General features: G+C 53.4%; 14 protein-coding genes. 7 read left to right on the forward strand and 7 right to left on the reverse strand.

All coding sequences use genetic code 11. From position 1 onward, the window contains the following. Positions 1 to 26: 26 nt before the first annotated feature. The 3 genes from MKX51_RS03690 to MKX51_RS03700 are packed head-to-tail and all read left to right on the forward strand — an operon-like array spanning position 27 to position 4,083. Complete coding sequence (locus MKX51_RS03690; RefSeq protein ID WP_076157105.1) at positions 27 to 935, forward strand: ABC transporter permease; 909 nt, start codon at positions 27 to 29, stop codon at positions 933 to 935. A 24-nt stretch (positions 936 to 959) separates the two neighbouring features. Then, a complete protein-coding gene (locus MKX51_RS03695; RefSeq protein WP_209992080.1) occupies positions 960 to 1,829 on the forward strand; it encodes a carbohydrate ABC transporter permease in 870 nt (289 codons plus the stop codon). Positions 1,830 to 1,878: 49 nt separating this feature from the next. Continuing rightward, positions 1,879 to 4,083, forward strand: coding sequence for an alginate lyase family protein (locus MKX51_RS03700; RefSeq protein WP_340995493.1), 2,205 nt, complete (start codon positions 1,879 to 1,881; stop codon positions 4,081 to 4,083). Positions 4,084 to 4,131: 48 nt separating this feature from the next. Here the strand turns inward: MKX51_RS03700 and MKX51_RS03705 are convergent, their stop codons facing one another. The 5 genes from MKX51_RS03705 to MKX51_RS03725 form a co-directional block, all read right to left on the reverse strand. Then, positions 4,132 to 4,923 (reverse strand): hypothetical protein, encoded by a 792-nt coding sequence (locus tag MKX51_RS03705; RefSeq protein ID WP_340991238.1) that lies wholly within the window; start codon positions 4,921 to 4,923, stop codon positions 4,132 to 4,134. Further along, positions 4,920 to 5,921: an iron-siderophore ABC transporter substrate-binding protein gene (locus MKX51_RS03710; RefSeq protein ID WP_340991239.1), complete on the reverse strand. Its 1,002-nt coding sequence runs from the start codon at positions 5,919 to 5,921 to the stop codon at positions 4,920 to 4,922. Before MKX51_RS03710 ends, MKX51_RS03705 begins: the two co-directional genes overlap by 4 nt. A gap of 81 nt (positions 5,922 to 6,002) precedes the next feature. Next, a complete protein-coding gene (locus MKX51_RS03715) occupies positions 6,003 to 7,640 on the reverse strand; it encodes an AraC family transcriptional regulator (protein ID WP_340991240.1) in 1,638 nt (545 codons plus the stop codon). A 17-nt stretch (positions 7,641 to 7,657) separates the two neighbouring features. Further along, positions 7,658 to 8,683 (reverse strand): helix-turn-helix transcriptional regulator, encoded by a 1,026-nt coding sequence (locus MKX51_RS03720; protein WP_340991241.1) that lies wholly within the window; start codon positions 8,681 to 8,683, stop codon positions 7,658 to 7,660. Between the two features lie 117 nt (positions 8,684 to 8,800). Continuing rightward, on the reverse strand, positions 8,801 to 9,577 hold the full coding sequence (locus tag MKX51_RS03725) for a polysaccharide deacetylase family protein (protein WP_340991242.1): 777 nt from the start codon (positions 9,575 to 9,577) through the stop codon (positions 8,801 to 8,803). Positions 9,578 to 9,769: 192 nt separating this feature from the next. On the opposite strand from MKX51_RS03725, the gene MKX51_RS03730 reads away from it, so the two are divergent. Next, entirely contained in the window at positions 9,770 to 11,179 is a 1,410-nt protein-coding gene (locus MKX51_RS03730) for a deoxyguanosinetriphosphate triphosphohydrolase family protein (RefSeq protein ID WP_340991243.1), read from the forward strand. Positions 11,180 to 11,386: 207 nt separating this feature from the next. Further along, positions 11,387 to 13,171, forward strand: coding sequence for a methyl-accepting chemotaxis protein (locus tag MKX51_RS03735; RefSeq protein ID WP_340943775.1), 1,785 nt, complete (start codon positions 11,387 to 11,389; stop codon positions 13,169 to 13,171). An 869-nt stretch (positions 13,172 to 14,040) separates the two neighbouring features. Here MKX51_RS03735 and MKX51_RS03740 read toward each other — a convergent pair. After that, the gene (locus MKX51_RS03740; RefSeq protein WP_340991244.1) at positions 14,041 to 14,997 is read right to left on the reverse strand and encodes a D-2-hydroxyacid dehydrogenase; all 957 of its coding nucleotides are present in this window, start codon (positions 14,995 to 14,997) and stop codon (positions 14,041 to 14,043) included. A 90-nt stretch (positions 14,998 to 15,087) separates the two neighbouring features. Here MKX51_RS03740 and thpR point away from each other — a divergent pair, with 90 nt between their 5' ends. Together thpR and MKX51_RS03750 are read left to right on the forward strand one after the other, a co-directional pair. After that, the gene (gene thpR, locus MKX51_RS03745; RefSeq protein ID WP_340991245.1) at positions 15,088 to 15,699 is read left to right on the forward strand and encodes an RNA 2',3'-cyclic phosphodiesterase; all 612 of its coding nucleotides are present in this window, start codon (positions 15,088 to 15,090) and stop codon (positions 15,697 to 15,699) included. Between the two features lie 76 nt (positions 15,700 to 15,775). Continuing rightward, complete coding sequence (locus tag MKX51_RS03750; protein ID WP_340991246.1) at positions 15,776 to 16,678, forward strand: cell wall hydrolase; 903 nt, start codon at positions 15,776 to 15,778, stop codon at positions 16,676 to 16,678. Positions 16,679 to 16,801: 123 nt separating this feature from the next. On the opposite strand, the gene MKX51_RS03755 is transcribed toward MKX51_RS03750, so the two are convergent. Further along, positions 16,802 to 17,998 (reverse strand): MGDG synthase family glycosyltransferase, encoded by a 1,197-nt coding sequence (locus tag MKX51_RS03755; protein ID WP_340991247.1) that lies wholly within the window; start codon positions 17,996 to 17,998, stop codon positions 16,802 to 16,804. Positions 17,999 to 18,247 lie beyond the last annotated feature (249 nt).

The following is an 18,247-nucleotide window of genomic DNA, read 5'->3' on the forward strand; positions in this document are numbered from 1 at the left end:
CCCATTTGGATAAGGAGGTTTAGCCTGTGCAAAGAGCTTTACGCCCGAAACGGTTTCATCAGCTATGGCCCTTTTACTTACTGGCAGCACCGGGTATTCTCTACTTTCTCACCTTTCATTACATCCCGATGACAGGACTCATATTAGCCTTCAAGGAATACAGCCCGTTCAAGGGCATGATGGACAGTCCCTGGGTGGGGCTGGATAATTTCAGACAGTTTTTCGGAACCTCCGATTTCTATATGTTGCTGAAAAATACGCTGCTGATCAGTCTGCTGAATCTGATCATTTATTTTCCCTTCACGATCTTCCTGTCGCTGCTCCTGAATGAAGTGCGGCTCAAGGTGTTCAAGCGTGTCTCGCAGACCATCGTGTATCTGCCCCATTTTCTCTCCTGGGTCGTGATTTACGGGATTACGATTTCCTTCTTCGGGCCTTCGGGCGTCATTAACCATTACCTCGGCCAGTGGTTCGACGGTAGCGCCAACTTCCTGGTTAGCAATGAATGGTTCCGGCCGCTGGTCATCTTCCAGTCCATCTGGAAGGATGCGGGCTGGGGCACGATTATCTTCCTGGCGGCACTGGCGGGAATTAACCCTGAGCAGTATGAAGCAGCCAAGGTGGATGGAGCGAGCCGTCTGCAGAGCATCTGGCATATTACGCTCCCCGGCATCAAGGGGACTATCGTGATTCTGCTGCTGCTCCGTCTGGGCTCCTCCATGGACTCCAACTTCATGCAGATCTTCCTGATGACCAACAGCCTGAACCTGGATGTCTCCAATGTCTTCGATCTGTTCGTCTACCATGTCGGTCTGGAGCAATTCAATTACAGCTTCGCGATTACCGTAGGCATGTTCAAATCCGTTGCCAGTCTGATCCTGGTCCTCGGGGCCAACTATGCGGCCAAGCTGCTTGGTGAGGAAGGCATATTCTAGAACAAGAACAGGAGTGGAGAGGTTATGAAGCTTAAGGCAACCTGGTTTGACACCATTATTGTAGTCATTATTTGCTTAATCAGCTTGCTGGTTATTCTGCCTTTTCTATATATTATTGCGGTCTCGTTCAGTCCGCCGGGAGATTCGATGGCCGGGAATTTCTTCATCTGGCCCAAGCACTGGACACTGGATGCCTATAGCTATCTGCTGAATGCGAATACGTTCCTGACCTCCGTCAAGAACTCGGTCATTATCACGGCGATGGGAACGGTGCTCAGCCTGTTTGTCTCGATTACACTGGCTTATGCCCTGTCGAAGAAATTTCTGCCCGGACGCCGGATCATGCTGCTGGTTATTTTCTTCACGATGATCTTCCATGGGGGCATGATTCCGAACTATCTGGTCGTCAAAAATCTGGGTCTGATCGATTCCTACTGGGCAGTAGTGCTTCCGGCAGCCTCCAGTGCCTTCAATATTATGGTCATCCGCTCCTTCTTCCAGAGCCTGCCCGAGAGTCTGGACGAAGCAGCCAGAATTGACGGGGCCGGGGAATTCAGAATTCTCTACTCGATCGTGCTGCCGCTGTCCAAGCCGATTATCGCCACATTCACGCTGTTCTTCATGGTGCAGTTCTGGAATGAGTTCTTCTCGGCGGTCATCTATCTGAATGATACCTCGCGCTGGCCGATTCAACCGCTCCTGCGGCAGATGGTGGCAATCAGCGCCTCCAATATCTCGGCAGAGGCAGCGGTAGATGCTTCGCTTGCAGCCAATCTTGGACCCAATGTCCAGAATGCAGCCATTCTGCTGGCGATGCTGCCTATAGTCATAGTGTACCCGTTCCTGCAGAAGTATTTTGCCAAGGGTGCCATGCTTGGTTCAATTAAGGAATAGACTTTAGGCGGAGAGATCCGCGAATATAAAGGTGATGATAGAATTGACTATGCGATATAAAGATCTGCGCCACAATCCCGCATACACGAAGCCGCAGCTCACGGCCGGGGAATTCTTAAGCACGATGCTGGACTTGAACAGACCGGAGCTTGCAGAGGTAGCTGCGAAGCTGGACTTAGGCGATGTCCCCGGTGCACGGGATGCTTATTTTGAAGTCATTGCAGCGGGTAACAACGGGAGATATTACTTTGAGGTGAAGGATGTTCCCAAGCTTCGGGCGTACGCCGCCAGCCATTACAGCGGGGAGGAAGAGGCACAGCAGGATATTGCCGAGGCGGACCGGATTGTGGAGGGGGATATTCCCCTGTTCAAAGGGAAAAGAGTGCTCTTCCGGCACGGAAGCTATGACTGGAACAGCTGGCTGTTCGACAGCTCGCAGTATCAGCTCCATCTGACCCGGTTCGTCTACGTGAAGCGCCTGTCCAGAGCCTATGCGCTGACCGGGGATGACAAATACGCCAGATGCTTCAATGATATGATCAGCCATTTCATTGACGACAACCCTATGCCGGTGGATGGTACCTTCCGGGCGGAGCATTCGACCTGGGACCCCCTCTCCGCCGGTGTGCGGATGTTCATGCTGCCGGAAGCCTTCATTACCTTCTTCAGCTCCCCGGCCTTCGAGCCTGAGGTGAAGCTGAAGCTGATTCAGTCCTTCCAGCAGCACGGGGATTACGTCCGTAAATATCATGCAAGCGGCGGCAACCATGTCTGTATGCAGCTCCGGGGGCTGACTCAGACGGCGCTGCTGCTGCCGGAGCTGAAGGATTCCGCCGCATGGCTGGAATACGCCGGACGTAAGCTGCCGGGCTATATCCTTGAGAACGTCTACCCCGACGGGGTACAGTTCGAGGGCAGCCCGAATTACCACCTGATCGTCATGCGTGAGCTGTATGAGCTGGTGGTTTTGTATCAGAAGCTCGGCATCGATGCCGGAGAATACCGGGAGACGCTGGAGAAGATGTATGTTGTTACGATGCATCTGCTGGCCCCGGACGGGCAACTGGTCAAATTCGGCGATACCGATGTTCAGGTCGTCAGCGAGCTGCGTGGTGTCATGAGCCTGGGCGCTTACCTGTATCAGCGGGGAGACTTCAAAGCGCTGGGGCATGAGCGGCTGCCGTTCTCCCTGCTGTGGAGAATCGGGCCGGAGGCTGCAGCGGAGTATGATCAGCTGAAGGCTGTCGAGCCGGCGGAGACGGCAGCCTGCTTCCCGGCAGGCGGTTATGTGACCTCGCGCCAGGGCTGGAGCCCTAACGATATGTACATGGCGATGCGGGCAGGCGTCGGCATCGGCGGGCATGCGCATTCCGATGCGCTCAGCCTGGTGCTCTACGCCGGAGGACGCGAGCTGCTGGCGGATTCGGGTATGGGCTTGTTTGAGTGGAACAAGGAACGTAAATATACAGTCTCGACCCGTGCCCATAACACCGTAGTTGTAGACGGACAGGACCAGCATGTCCGCAGCTTCCACTGGAATACACCGCCTACGGCGAGCTGCAGAATCTGGGATACCCAGTTCAATGAAGCATATGACTACACCTTTGCGAGCCAGTACGGATATACCCGGTACGAAGATCCGGTGGTTCACTCCCGCAAGGTACTGTTCGTCAAGAACAGCTATTGGCTGATCGTGGATCTGTTCGAAGCCAAAGGGCAGCACCGCTATGAGCAGTACTTCCACCTGCCGCCGGGTGCAGCGGCCTACGATGCTCTCAGCGGGGACGTTGTCTCCCAACTGGAGGGGGCTAATCTGCTGCTGAAGCCGCTGCCCTCCGGGCTGGCCGACGACCGGCTGACGCTGGAGCAGGGCCTGATCTTCAAGCAAGGTCACTACCATGATAGTCCGGTCATGAAGCGTTCCCTTACCCTAACCGGCAGTGCAGCCATCGTCACCCTGGCGGTTCCGTTCGGGGCAGCGAAGCCGCAGATGCATGCAGAACGGCTGCCTGTGCGGCAGCATGGGGAACTGCTCTCGGTGCAGGAGGCCACCGCGCTGCGTATCGTCATGGAGGACCGGGTGGATGACATCTGCCTCTATCATAAGAGTGTCGATGTCACCAGCTACCTTGACCATACCGGCAATATTATCTCTGAAGCGCTGCTGCCCCGCAAGACGGAGCCGGAAGGCATTACGTTTGCCGGAGGCAGCTATAACCGGGATGTTATTGTCATTAGTGGTCTCAGAGAATAGCAGAGCAGAAATAAGCAACGCCCATCCTGAACCGGGGATGGGCGTTGCTCAGTTGTTCAATATATTGCATCTCTCTTCCGGTGATAGCTTGGGGCAAGTGCTGCAATACTCTCCGGCATCAGGCCCGATTCTGATCCGGTAGGCCAGGCAGCAATGCCTGCGCAGATAGAATGAACGGCCACGGAGCTTCGGATGCTCATACCGCCGGAACCGCATGGATAATTCATCCGGCTTCTCCGGCTGAAGCAGGGTATTATAATCCTGGCCGATGATCCGGCCCCGATCCTCTGAGTCCCAGATTCCCTTGTCCGTATGCAGCTGTCCATACAGGTTATGCAAATTATGTGCAATCAGCGACCACATGATTTTCTCCTTGGCCCCCGTATAACCTGATACAGCCTGGAGCACCTGCCGTAAATGTGCCAGCAGGCGATCTATATAGCCGGAAAGGCAGGCTTGACGAACTTCCGAAGGGTTATCAGGCCATTTGTCCGTGGCTGCCGTCTCCGCTTCATACTGCATCATTCCTGCATCCGTTAGCCTGAACCGCAAAGCGCCGGGCAGCAGAGAGAGCGGGGTATCGAAGAGAGTGATGGAGGCGGCCAGTCCCATGATCAACACCGAGTACCTTTTGGCAAACAAAGTTCCGACTACAATTCCTCCAGGCTCCCCAAGCTGGAGTGATTGCTGCCTGATAATTAACGGAAGCTTCGCTTCGTCCAATAGATCTTCTGTACTGTATGGAAAAGAATTATTCCTGTCCTCCGCGACAGTCACGGCAAAATGCTGCTGCATGAAATCTTGTATCCACTGGCTGCTAAAAGGTATAACCTCACTCATTGCTCCAGCCATGCCATGATTTCATCAATAATTTCACCCCGGCCGATCACTCCCCAGCCCTTAAAGAGCCAGAAGGAATCGGTCTCATGAACCTTTCCTCCCTGTACGGCAGGGATGTTCTTCCAGAGTGCGCTGGCCTGCATGTTGTCCAGGAAATCGCGGGCATTGGAATCCACCTCAAGGACGATAAAGTCTGCCCCCAGCTCCGGTATTTTCTCCAAGGATAAATCTGCTCTTTGCTCTTCCGGCGTAAGTGCGGCAGGTTCAAATCCGAGATCCTGGTAAAGGAGTGCATTGGTTGGATGACCTTGTTGTGCGTACACCTGGAGCGTCTTCTCACGTACACGGAGGTAGGCAAGTTTTTTGTTGTCCAGCGCTTTAATTTTCTCACTGGCCTGGACCGTTTTCTGTTCCAGTTCGGCAATTTTTTCCTTCGCCATATCCGTCTTGTCATACATCTCGGCAATGGTTAGCAGATCCTTGGTCCAAAAGGAAGTATCGTCGCCATAATCAAGCCATTCATTTCCAAGAACGATGGTAGGGGCGATTTTGTTCAGTTGCTCATACTTATTCTCGGCCGTCCGGCTCTCAATAAGAATCACATCCGGATCAAGCAAGGTAATGGCCTCAAGGTTGGGATTATCCGCCGAACCTACAGTTTGTACCCCCTGCAGCTTGTCAGCCATATAGGGAAGATACTCTCCTCCGTACCGGACCTCGGTGTTCACACCGGAGGGCTTCTCTCCGATAGTCAACAGATGATCTATGTACTCTGCCGAGAGAACAACGATTTTTTCGATTTTGGCCGGAATCACGGATTCTCCCTTAAGGTGGGTAATCGTGCGTGTGCCCGGTTCTGCAGCCGCCGGGTCCCTGGTTTGGGAAGCGGCGGGACTCTGTTCCCCGGAGGCCGGTTGTCCCGCTGTATTGCTGCAAGCGGCCAGTATCAGCAGCAGAACGGCAAGGAGCATGACCTGGATGGATTTCATTCGATTCATTTATTTCTAGTCTCCTTTGTCTAATAGATAATAATAATCATTATCATTATGATAGGAGATCGATACATACTTTTCAATGGATTATAACCCTGTGTTGCCGTGGATAATTCTATCGTCCCGCCTGCCAATCCGGGATGCAACATAGGACATGGCCCACTTTCTGCCTGAGGGTCCGAGTGTTTTGAACAACAGATCTCCGGCATCGAATACCCGGGAGTGCTTCACTGCATCCAGTGAAGACCATTCTCTGGACGAGAGCAGTGCTTCCAGCCGTTGTCTCGATTCCAGGGTAGGGTCCGCAGCCAAAAAGATGGTTCCCGGGTTATACCGGGGAAGCTCATGAATCTCGAAATCCACTGCTCCTGTCTGCTCAGGGGTTGAGTGGGGCGGGCGTAGTCCAAGATCTTGGTATAGGAGAGTTCCTGTCTGATTGGAGGCACCGTACAGGCGGTAGAATTCAGAGCTGACTCTGATAAAAGAAACCGTGGGCAGTACATTCTGTGCTTCCAGCCGTGATCTAAGGAGGTGCTTCTGCTCTGCGTAGCGGTTCATCCAGTCGTCAGCCTGCTGCTCTCTGCCCAGAATACGGGACAACCGGGACAACTGCTGCTCCACATTATCGGTATGCTCAAGGACAACCGTGGGTGCGATGGACTCCAGCAACTCGCCTGGTAACAGCCGGTCGCTCCCGATAATCAGATCAGGCCTCACCCGTGCCAGCTCTTCATAATTCAACCGGGAACCGTTCAGGCGGACAATTTCCTGCTCCAGCACACCCGGGTGGGGGAGGCTATAATTTCTTGACACCCGTTCCCGGTAAGACAGCGCAGCCACTGGCGTCAGTCCAAGTGTCATCAGGTAATCATCCAGACCATAGTAGAGAACAGCAATACGGATATGATTGTTTTTGAGGTAGCTGGCCGGTGCCACGCCTTCCGATTTTTTGAACACCCGGCTGAAATAATGCTCGTCCTTATAGCCCACTTCCTTGGCGATCTGCTTGACCCGTTCGGAAGAGAAGAGCAGCTGCTTAGCCCTTTTTATCCGTTCCTCCAGCAAATAGGCCATAGGTGTCTTTTCTGTAAGCTGCTTGAACGCTCTGATAAAATGATTGGTGCTTAAGCCTGCCATTAGAGCCAGTTGCCCAACTTTAAGCTCTTGGTTGTAGTTGTTCTTCATGTGGGCGAGCACAGTATCCATCCCTACAGCCTTGCCCTGCACCATTCGCTTACTTGGTTGAAGCAGCAACGCGAGCAGCCGCTGCAGACGGTATTTGGCGTGCATGATATCCTCCGGATTACGGGTACGGTGAAAGGAGGTCATTTGCCGGCTGATCTCTGCAGCCCGTGGATGGCCGGGTGCTTCAAGCTTCCCGTTAACCGGAAATACCGGAGGATGGAGCTCCTGGTGCCTGTGATCCTTACGAAGCTGTATACAGGAGAAGAAAATGATCATATAACGCAGCGGTTCTGCCGTCAGCGCTTTGCCTTCCACTGAAGTTTCGGGCAACAACAAAAAGAGGTCTCCTTTATTCGCCGTAAGCAGCCCCCCATTTAGGATAATCTGCCCCTTACCTTCTGTTACATAACACAGGGCATGGTGGTGAAGGGTCCTTCGGGGCAAAGCGTCCCCTTCTGCAAATCTTCCGTAATAGCTGTGTACGCTTGAAAAAAACAAGCGCTCCAGCCTGAATGCTGCCTGCGGTATTGTGGATAACATGCGTTCCTCCTCTGGTTTCAAGTCTCGTAAATAATATTGCCTGTCTCGCTCAGGTCATAGCTGTGAATCGAGCTTAGCTCACTGCGGAAGGACTCCGAGCGCAGAATATCCAGAATGGCGTTAATCCAGGCTTCATTCTCCGGCTTCTTCACCATGACCAGATCGTAGCGCTCCCGGATCAGCGGAATGAAGTCGATGCCGTCAATGATTCTGGCGGCTTTCTCGGTGCCGATGCCCACGTCCGCCCCGCCTCTCGCCACCAGGCTGGCTACTGCCAGATGGCTGTTCTCTTCATTAATGTATCCGTTCAAGCGGGAGGTCGGAATTCCGTGCAGGCGCAGCTGTTCATCCAGCAGCACCCGGGCACCGGAGCCGCGCTCACGGTTGATCAGCGTTAGCCCGTCCTGCCGGAGGTCCCCCCAACTGCGGATGCCCAGCGGATTGCCCTTTTGCACATAGAAGCCTGCGCTGCGTGTTAGCAGATGCACTACAATATAGGAGAAGCCTACGAGCAGCTTGCGGATATAGGGCAGGTTATATTCGCCGCTATCGCCATCCAGCAGATGGGTACTGACAATATCTGATTCGCCCTGATACATGGCAATGAGGCTGTCCAGACTGCCCGCATAGGAACGGAGCGGGCGGGTGGAGGGCAGGGTCCGCTCCAGATGGGTCGCCAGAATATCAAGTGACATATCCTGACCGGTAATGACTACATGTACACCGCTGCTCTTCATGCTGTGTGGCGGAGGGGAGGCGAAGGCCTGATAAGGCGCGGCGAACAGGGGGCCCGTCTGCTGCGATGGCTGCGCCTGAGGCAATGCAGCTTCAGACAGCCCGCCCCCGGGCAGCGGATGGGCAGAAGGCCCGCTGTTGCGGGAATTCTGCTTGTACCTCTCCAGATCAGAGAGGTCAACCCGCATCTGCTTGCCGACACGGTAAGAGGGCAGCTCGCCCTTTTTAATGAGATCATAGACCTTGAGCTTGGAGATTTTGAGCAGCCGGGCGATTTCCTCGGTTGTATAGGAAGTATTCTCGGTCATGTATTGTACCCTCCTGGGGGATGGACTGCGGCAGATTCACAAATAGCCATATTAGGATAGCCTTATTATGCTCAAGACTACCTTATTTTGTGAACCTGTGCAATCCGGGCAGGCCCCCTAATAGGTCATATGCCGGTCTGTCTTCGCCTGCTGCACATCGGATAACTCAATCAGCTCCGAGACGGTAACAAACCGGAAGCCTTGCTTCTTCAGCTCAGGCAGAATAATCTTCAGTGCTTCCTTCGTCTGCGAGGGCCCGTGGACATGGTCGTGGAACAGGACAATATCGCCGCTCTTGGCATTGCGGATCACCCGGCTTGAGATGTTCCAGACGCCGGGGCGGTTCCAGTCGCGGGTGTCCTGATGCCAGGACCACAGCACGGGCTTCAGGCCCATGCTGTTGGACACATCGATCAGCGTCTCGTCATACATGCCGCCCGGCGGTCTGAACAGGCTGCTGTGTCTGCCGGATATCTTCATAATTTCCTTCTCCGTCAGCGCAAGCTCCTCCTGAATCTGCTCCCCGGAGACCGGCCTTTTGAAATAGACATGGTTGTAGGTATGGTTCGCCAGCTCATGTCCTTCATTAATCACGCGTCTGGCGACATCAGGATAAGCGGCGATCCGTTTGCCAATCGCAAAAAACGTGCATTTCGCTTGATACTCATGCAGCACCTCCAGAATGCCGTCCGTCTCCAGGGGGTCCGGGCCGTCATCGAAGGTCAGCGCAATCACCTTCTGGCTGGTTCGCACTTCCCAGATCATATCGCCGCGCTCCTCATAGTAGTAGCGGTTTTTTGCTTTGTTCGGACTGCCCAGCGCCAGATCGGAAGGGCTGTGCATCAGCGCCAGTGCGGCAAGAACTGCGGCGGTCAATCGGGTGGCTGTTCTCATGGCTCTCAGATTCACTCCACACTTGTTTTTATAGGCGGTTCCTGCTGCTTAAGTCTTAGAATGCTCTATCCCCCTTGGTTGCTATGCATTTATAGCAGCCCGCAGGGCGATTTGCATTTTAGAGTGAAAGTTCCGGCGGAAATGACTTATAATAAATTACTAAATACAGATCAAGGAATAGGGGCAGCGGAGATGACACTGATTGAACAAAGAGAGCATAGACAATATCCGGAAATCACGAAGCTGGAGACCTCCAGAGCCGCATATGAACGCGACTATTCGCGTCTGATCCATTCGCCGACCTTCCGGCGGCTGCAGGGCAAATCGCAGGTGTTCGGGGCCGGAACCGGGGATTACTACCGGACGCGCCTGACCCACTCGCTGGAGGTGGCGCAGATTGCCCGCGAAGCGGCCAAGAGTCTGCTGCGTTCTTACCCGGAAGTAGAGACAGGAGCCGCGGAGAATCCGGGCCTGGTCATTGATCCCGAGGTAGTGGAATGTGCGGCAATCGCCCATGACTTCGGACATCCCCCATTTGGGCATAAGGGAGAAGAGGTGCTGGACAGCCTGCTGGAGAAGCTGGTTACCCGCAAGACGCTAGAGGCAGTGGCCAAGTCAGGCGCAGGTCCGGTTCAGCAGCAGACGATACATGAGAGCATGAAGCGCAAATTTGAGCATTTTGAAGGCAACGCCCATAACTTCCGCCTGATCATGTTCCTGGAGAAGCGCGAGAATATCGACGGTCTGAACCTCTCGGACGCGGTGCTGCTGGGCATTAACAAATATCCTTTTCCCGGGACGGTGCTGAAGAAGGGGATGTATCTGCATGAATGGGAGTATATCCATGAGATCCGCACCCAGTGGGGAATTCCGGCCGGCAAAAAGACGCTGGAAGCGCAGCTGATGGACCTGTGTGACGATATTGCTTATTCGGCGCATGATCTGGAGGACGGCATCAAGGCCGGTAAGATTGAGGTACATGAGCATTTCCTGCATGACGACTATATTCAGCGGCTGATTGTCGAGAAGATCACTACGCTTGAGGATGCGTTCTGGTCCGGCTGGAACAAGTCGGCGATCCGCTTCAAGGTGGAGGAGGTGCTGAGTTCATTCCTGCGGATCTGGAAGGAGAAGATGCCTACCTGTGAGAATGACTATTCCCGCACCCGCCGTGAAGTCAAGGCCTATTGGGTCAGTACCTTTGTCGCCAGTCTCGGCGTGATCGGGGACGGGGACTGGAAGAAGGTTACCTTCATTAAGGAAGGCAGGGAGGATGAGGACATGCTGCGGACCGTCAGTGTGCTCAAAAGCTTCGCCTGGGTAACGATGATCCGCGATTTGCGCGTACAGCGTCTGCAGAAACGGAGCGAGTGGATACTGCGGCGGCTGTGGGAGGCGTTCCTTGATCCCGAGACGTCCCGGAGTATTATCCCTTCGGACTGGCTGCAGCGGTTCGAGAAGGATCAGAAGTCGGCCAAGCCGATCTGGACCTGGGAGCATATGGTGACCGATTATATCGCCGGAATGACCGACGCTTTTGCCGAGAAAATCTACAATGAGCTGTACGGGCTGAAGGTCGGTTCGATTTACGATCTGGATTAGACTTATCCTATATAGTAGAAACTTTACCTGTCCGCCGTCTGGGCTGGCAGGTAAAACCTTACATCGAGAGAAACATGTTAATTTTTAACCGTCTGCTGCCGACATAGTACATATAACCTATTTTTTTTTGCTTTTTTTATGAAAATAAATGTAATCAGATGGAAATTGGTGGAATCATCCAGAATAATTTCAAGGGGGCACACAGGTGTGGGGATAGGTCAGCGACTGAAGGATTGGTTAGGAAAAGGGAGGAATGAAGCAGGCAAGAAGCAGCAGGCGAAGCTGTCCAGCGGCAGAAAAAGCATCGGCTTCAAGATCGCTTCCGGTTATGCGGCTCTGGCTGTATTCGTTCTGATCAGCGGCGGGGTATCGCTCTATCAAATGAACGGTATGCAGAAGAACACCGGGAAAGTCATTAATCACATCATTCCCGAGCTGAACAAAATTCACAATGTCAACTATCTGACAGAGCATGTTATGGCACTCAGCCTGCAGCATATCCTGAGCACTGACAGCGCGGACAAAAACGCCCTTGCGGAAGAGCGGTCCAAATTCATCGGCAAAGTAGCGGATACTTTTAAGGAATATAAAGCCAATCTGAAAGGAGATCAGGAGCTGAAGCAATTACAGTCGCTCGTCGGAAAATGGGGCGAGTTCCTGACTGTCAACAATCAGGCGATTCTGCTCAGCAGCTCCAATGACGAGAAATTGGCCCTTGAGGTATCGCAGAAGGGGATTGACGCTTTTAATTCCATGCAGGTGGATCTGGATGCGCTGGTAGCGCACAGCCAGAAGGATGCTGAGAATGAGGGGGAAATATCTACAAGTATTTTCAATACCGCCGGGAGAATGAATATTGCGACTGTGTTGATTGTCCTTGTCGTTATCGGTGTGGTTAATATGGTTATCCGCAGAACGATCATCAATCCGCTGAAGAGGGTAACTTCGCAGCTGCAGCAGATCTCAAGCGGGGATCTGACGGCGGAAGAGACGATGATCCGCAACAAGGACGAGATTGGCCTGCTGGCCAAGACGGTGAATGAAACGAACCGCACGCTGCTGGAAATGGTCAGCCGGATCAGAGATGTATCAAGGATCATTGGGGAGCAGGGCGATGTGTTAATGCATACCATTGCGGATACGAAGGAAGGCAGCAGCCAGATCGCGCTGACGATGGAAGAGCTGGCCACAGCGTCCGGAAGCCAGGCCGAAGCAGCGGTGGATGCCTCCAAGGCGGTGGAGGAGCTGAATACGTTAATTGAGAATTTTGCCGGCAGAGGTACCGATCTCTCCAATCATTCAGAGCAGGTACGGCAAAAGGGTGAAAAGGGCCGGGCGCTCATGGAAAGCTCCGTGGCGCAGATGAACGAGATTGCCGATGCGGTCTCGCAGTCCATGGATACCGTAGAAGAGCTGAACCGCAAGAATGAAGGCATCTTCCATCTGGTAGGCTCCATCCGGAGCATCTCGGAGCAGACTCATCTGCTGGCGATCAATGCCGCCATTGAAGCCGCACGGGCCGGAGACAGCGGACGCGGCTTCGCGGTTGTCGCACAGGAGGTGCGGAAGCTGTCAGAGGATGTTCAGCGGACGGTCTCCGAGATTACAGAGATTACGCAGGGCATCCAGCTCGACTCCAGAACCATGGTAGAGCAGCTGCGCGGCGGGGTAGCCAAGACGGAGCAAGGCAGCCGGCAGATTGTCGAGACCGGTGATGCGCTGGCTGAGATCAACGGCTCGGTCCGCATGATGGCGGTGACTATCGACGAGATGAGCCAGGATCTGCAGCAAATGACCGGTGCCAGCGAGACCATGAACGAGTTCAGCCAGCATATCTCGGCACTCTCCCAGCAAGCGGCGGCCGGTGTCGAAGAGACCTCTGCTTCTGCGCATGAGCAGCTCAGCTCGACCACCGCTGTAGCTAACGGCATCGCGGAGCTGAAGCTGCTGCTTACGGAGCTCCGGGAGTCGGTGACCCGCTTTAAGGTGTGAGGGGGATAGATTGAAGCTGCGAAATTTCGGGGATTAGGGATACGCCGTGACTGCAGAGAATGTTTGGACTTACGGCAGCTGTTGTTCCCGGATTTCTTGGATTGAACCGCAGTAGCGGTTGAAATCCGGGAACAAAGGCGGACGCTGTCGCTCCTACAGTTCCAAACTTCTCTTCCGCCACTGCTCCCTAATGGGGGAATTTCAAGTTCAATCTATTTAGGGATGGAAGTATATAAAGAGCCTCTGCTTAGTTTGCAGAGGCACTTTATTTTGCGTGAATGCGTGAATCGCTGAATGCGTGAATTACTGAATGAACAGAATTGCTGAAATTAGTTGAAAGAGTTGAACGAGCTTAGCATTTATCGACATGTGGGTGCTGGTGATGCTAATGCTGGTACTGCTAATGCTGCTGCTGATGTTGGTGCTAATGCTGGTGTTGGTGTTGTGTTGGTGCTGTTATTGGTGCTAATGCTAATGAGTCCGCTTGGAATCCTGCACAATTTGCAACATTTACCTGATCAATATGAGGTGAATGAGAGATTGTTGCACAAATGTCAGCAATTCCTCTCCAGTTGGCAGATGAACGGGACAATTCCTGCATTTCATGCAACATTCCGCTCGAATAGCCCAAATTGGCGGTACACGAGTTGCAATATGTGCAACATTTGGCCGCAAGGGACCGTTAGGACTCTAAACTGTGAGTTTGCGAGGTAACAAAATTGCCATTACTCAACCAACCCACCAGCTCGTCAACCCGCCGACGCACCAAGCTACGGCCTGCCCGCCGACCCACTAGCCGGCCAACCCGCCAAGCTACGGCCTGCCAAGCCCCCAGCTCTCCAACGCGCCAGCTCAGCCGCGAAAGCAACCTAATACTGGCGGCTATAATCCACCAGGTTGCGCGAAGGCTTGCCGGATTCCAGGTAGGCTTTCATGTTCTCCACGAAGATGTCGACCACCCGGTCGGCATAGCGGTCGGTTACCCCGGCACAGTGAGGGGTGATGATGACCTGCTCCATGCCCCAGAGCGGGTGGTCCTCCGGCAGCGGCTCGGTCTCGAAGACATCGAGGCCCGCACCGGCCAGCTGGCCGCTGTTCAGTGCAGCGATCAGGTCATCCGTATGCGTGGTCACTCCACGGCCGATATTAATATAATATGCCCCCTGCTTGCAGGCGGAGAAGACCTCAGCATCGAACAGCCCGCGCGTTTCGTCGGTGAGCGGCAGCGTGTTGACCACGAAGTCCGCCTCGCGGACGGCGTTCTTCAGCTCCCCGGTGGTGAAGATCTGGTCGAAGCCGTCCACCGGTCGCCCGGAGCGGCTGACTCCGATCGTCTTCATCCGGAAGGCTTTGGCGATTCTGGCAGTCTCGCTGCCGATGGCGCCGGTTCCGGCGATAACAATCGTCTTGCCGGTCAGCTCGCTCTCCTGTCCGTCCGAGTGCCAGCGGCGGTTCTGCTGGTTACGGATGGCTGTGTGCATATTCCGCGTGAACATCAGCATGAAGCTGAGGATGACAGCAGTAATCGGTTCCGCATGCACGCCGCTGGCGTTCGTCAGCTGAATTTCGCGTTCCTTCAGGGCTTCCAGCGGAAGCTTCTCTACTCCGGCGGACCAGGCTTGTACCCAGCGGAGCGGCGAGCCCTGGCGCAGCACGGTGTCCCGGATGCCTTTGCCCCAGCCGATAATAATCTCTGCGCTGGAGAGCAGCTCCAGATCAGGGTTCCTGGAATCTCCAAGGGTAAGGGTGTACTCTGGTGCAGCGGTGCGGATCAGCTCCTGTTGAGCAGAGGACAGCTGCTGCATACAAACGATGGATTTAGTCATGATGGTTCCCTCCTGTTCTACATTTCAGTAGAGAAATAGACGATAAGTATAGATAAGCATAACAAATCTGTCTGGAAAGGTGAAATTCGCATGAGCCAATTGGACCCGGAGCAAGAAGTGGAGCGCCTGTTCGTTGCGGTGCCGCTGCCTGATACGCTGCTTGAATATCTGAAGAATGAGTCTGCCCGTGTGTCGTCCGCACTTAAATTTGCCAGATGGACACATTTCAAAGATTTCCATATTACGCTTCAATTTCTTGGAGATACCCCCAGGGAAAATATTCCACCTCTATATGAGGCACTCCGGAAGGTTGCGCGTTCAAGTAAAGGCTTTCAATTAAAGCTCGGCGAATGGGGCACCTTCGGTCTTCCAGACTCGCCAAGAGTGCTCTGGGCCGGGGTTTCCGGCGAATTGGAGCCGCTGAAGGAGCTGCAGCACAAGGTGGTTTCTGCGACCCTTCCCCTAGGCTACACTCCAGAGATGCGAACGTACAATCCCCATTTGACTGTAGCACGCAAATATCGCGGAGAAGATCCGTTTACGCTGGAGCGGCTGGAAAATTTACGGATGGTGACCCCGCCTGCGGATCAATTACTTCCAGACATAGGCTGGACGGTAGATGCTTTTGTGGTGTATGCTACCAGGATGCATGCCATTCCTATGTATGAAATGACTGAAAAATTTTCATTTTTCTCAACATAAATCGACAAGAAAGTTTTCAAAGCTTCCATTTTCGGTTACATACAATAGGAATGTGCCGTAAAATAGGAGGTAAAACATGTTGATTTTCAAACAGAGCCGCTATATTGCGCTGCTGGTTGGTGTAATCCTAGTGTCTTTCTCAGCGATAAGTTTGATGAACCCCGAAGGAACTGCTGCTACCGGGGAGAATGTAATAGAAATGGGTAAGCTGAAGTCTGCAAGCCATCAATCGGTAGAGCAGCTTCTTCCGCAAGCCGCATCCGTCCTGCACAGGACAAGCCATTCAGCCGAAAATAGTACACCCATGCTATACACCACAGCTGCCAAACCGGTTCATACCTGGACCCGCACGGTGAGTGCAGGATGGTTAAGTCCCGAGAAGCTGCAGCGCAAGGACGCTGTCAAGCCTGCTTCTATTGTGACTAAGCCTAAGGTAACTGTGGTGAAAGCATCGCCGCCAGTGGCGCAAGCGCCCAAGATCGCGGCAACGGGGACGAAGAGTGTTAAACCAAGCAAGGCTGTAACTCAGCAACATCCCCCCGCAACATTGTTCTTCTCCCGGACCAAGCTACTACCCAAGGAGCAGCAAGCTGAAGCTACCTGGAGCTACGCCGTATCCGGAGAAGACCTGCATCTGCTGCAAAAAATCGTCATGGCAGAGGCAGAAGGCGAACCGTACAAGGGCAAGGTGGCAGTTGCCAACGTTGTTCTAAACCGGCTGCGGTCAGCCAATTTTCCCGACACAATCAGAGAAGTCATCTATCAGAAAAGGCAGTTCAGTCCTGTGGCCAACGGGCGTCTTAAACGCGTGAAGCCAAATGCGGACAGTATTAAGGCTGTAAACGCAGCACTTATGGGGGTCAAAGAGGTTACGGATGATACCTATTTCTTCCTGTCGCTGACGCTGGCGCAGGATCTGACCGTGCATCATTCACGGACACTCGCCAAGACCATCGGCAATCATACCTTTTATAAATAAAAGACCCGCTACACATCAGACGCTATACGTCTATTCCCTTACGGCCATATGTAATGCAAAAACCTCCAGCCCGCAGGATCTATGGGCTGGAGGTTTTTTGTGTTAGGGAATCAGGATAAGGGTTTAAGGTGTGACATAGACGGCTTCTTCGCTCCTTACCTTGGGCGGAGGGGCGCTCCACGCCTCAGAGAAGACCGCTTCCGCAGCTGGCTTGCCCAGCATCTTAAGAATGGTGGCGGCGCAGTGCTGCGGCTGCTGGAGGTCCGGAGAGGCCTTGCGCTTCTTCGGTCCTCCGAATCCGGCATATTCGCTCAGGAGCATGGAGAACCATTTGTCCACGACGCCCGGATCAAGCATCTCGGCCAGCCCCAGCTCGACGAAATACTGGCTGTTCTTCTCTTCCTGGCCGGGGATGGCGTTATAGAACAGCATTGGAATGCCTTTGGCCTGACCTTCAGTGCAGGTCATTCCGCCAGGCTTCGTGATCAGCAGATCTGAGGCATCCATCAGCTTGTTAATCTCACTGCTGTAACCGAGAATCCTTACATTGGGATGGTTCAGCAGGGGGTTGGCCTGCATTTTGGCTATAGCCTTGTCGTTGCTGCCCATACAGAAGATCAGCTGGATCTCATTGATCCGGGCGGTGAGCGAGTTCATAATATCCTTGCCGAACATCAAGCCCCAGCCGCCGCCCATAATAAGCGCAGTAGGGATGTCGGCCAGCCCCAGCTCTTTACGCAGCTTAGTCTTCCCCTGGGACTCCCAGAATTTCGGATGCACGGGAATCCCGGTCACCGTCACCAGCTCGGAGGGGACTCCCCGCCCCGTAAGAATGGATTTGACTCTTGAGGTCGATACCAGATATCTATTGGCTTCCGCATTTACCCAGCTGCCGTGGGCATCATAATCTGTAATCAGCGTATAGAACGGTACATCAAGACCCTGGTGCTTCAGCCTGGAGATGACCGCAGCGGGAATCGGATGCGTGCAGATAATCAGATCCGGCCGCAGCTGTTCAATGACCTGAGAGGCATGCGTATAAAAAATCCGGTGAAGGGCCAGCTTGGTCAACCGGTTCAGTGATTTATGATATTGGGTCTTATACATCATGCCGACCAGCTTCGGCTGGCTGCTGACAGTTTTGCGGTAAGCGGAAAGAATCCAAGGAGCGACCGTAGGATTCAGGAATTTTCCGAGCTCGAAGACCCGGCACTGAACATCGGGGTTCAGCAGTCGTATTCCTTCAGCCAGAGCATAGGCTGCCCCTGTATGGCCCGTGCCGAAGCCTTCCGAAAACAGCAGTACTCTTTTCTTTCGCATAAGTTCACCTGCAACTTTCCATTATAGATAGGTTTGTTAGATAGCTTCATTAGTCCGTCTGCGGTTACTCGCGTAGATGCTTCTCCTAATATTATACTAGGGATTCTGCTTCTTTTCTCACATTATACAAATAAGACGTAAATAGAAAGTTAAAACACTGCAATAAAATAAAAAAATTTAGCAAAAGTATTGCAAAGGCATAGGCAAAGTGATAAAGTTGGTCTTGACCGAGTGACCGGATCAGTAAAT

This window comes from Paenibacillus sp. FSL M7-0420, assembly GCF_038002345.1.
In the GTDB taxonomy this organism is placed as follows: domain Bacteria; phylum Bacillota; class Bacilli; order Paenibacillales; family Paenibacillaceae; genus Paenibacillus_AQ.

Coding starts and splice junctions, on each gene's coding strand:
- MKX51_RS03725 (WP_340991242.1), bottom strand. CDS start 9,577: ATGAGAACAGCCACCCGATTGACCGCCGCAGTTCTTGCCGCACTGGCG.
- MKX51_RS03720 (WP_340991241.1), bottom strand. CDS start 8,683: ATGACCGAGAATACTTCCTATACAACCGAGGAAATCGCCCGGCTGCTC.
- MKX51_RS03755 (WP_340991247.1), bottom strand. CDS start 17,998: ATGCGAAAGAAAAGAGTACTGCTGTTTTCGGAAGGCTTCGGCACGGGC.
- MKX51_RS03700 (WP_340995493.1), top strand. CDS start 1,879: ATGCGATATAAAGATCTGCGCCACAATCCCGCATACACGAAGCCGCAG.
- MKX51_RS03750 (WP_340991246.1), top strand. CDS start 15,776: ATGTTGATTTTCAAACAGAGCCGCTATATTGCGCTGCTGGTTGGTGTA.
- thpR (WP_340991245.1), top strand. CDS start 15,088: ATGAGCCAATTGGACCCGGAGCAAGAAGTGGAGCGCCTGTTCGTTGCG.
- MKX51_RS03730 (WP_340991243.1), top strand. CDS start 9,770: ATGACACTGATTGAACAAAGAGAGCATAGACAATATCCGGAAATCACG.
- MKX51_RS03705 (WP_340991238.1), bottom strand. CDS start 4,923: ATGAGTGAGGTTATACCTTTTAGCAGCCAGTGGATACAAGATTTCATG.
- MKX51_RS03715 (WP_340991240.1), bottom strand. CDS start 7,640: ATGTTATCCACAATACCGCAGGCAGCATTCAGGCTGGAGCGCTTGTTT.
- MKX51_RS03710 (WP_340991239.1), bottom strand. CDS start 5,921: ATGAATCGAATGAAATCCATCCAGGTCATGCTCCTTGCCGTTCTGCTG.
- MKX51_RS03740 (WP_340991244.1), bottom strand. CDS start 14,997: ATGACTAAATCCATCGTTTGTATGCAGCAGCTGTCCTCTGCTCAACAG.
- MKX51_RS03695 (WP_209992080.1), top strand. CDS start 960: ATGAAGCTTAAGGCAACCTGGTTTGACACCATTATTGTAGTCATTATT.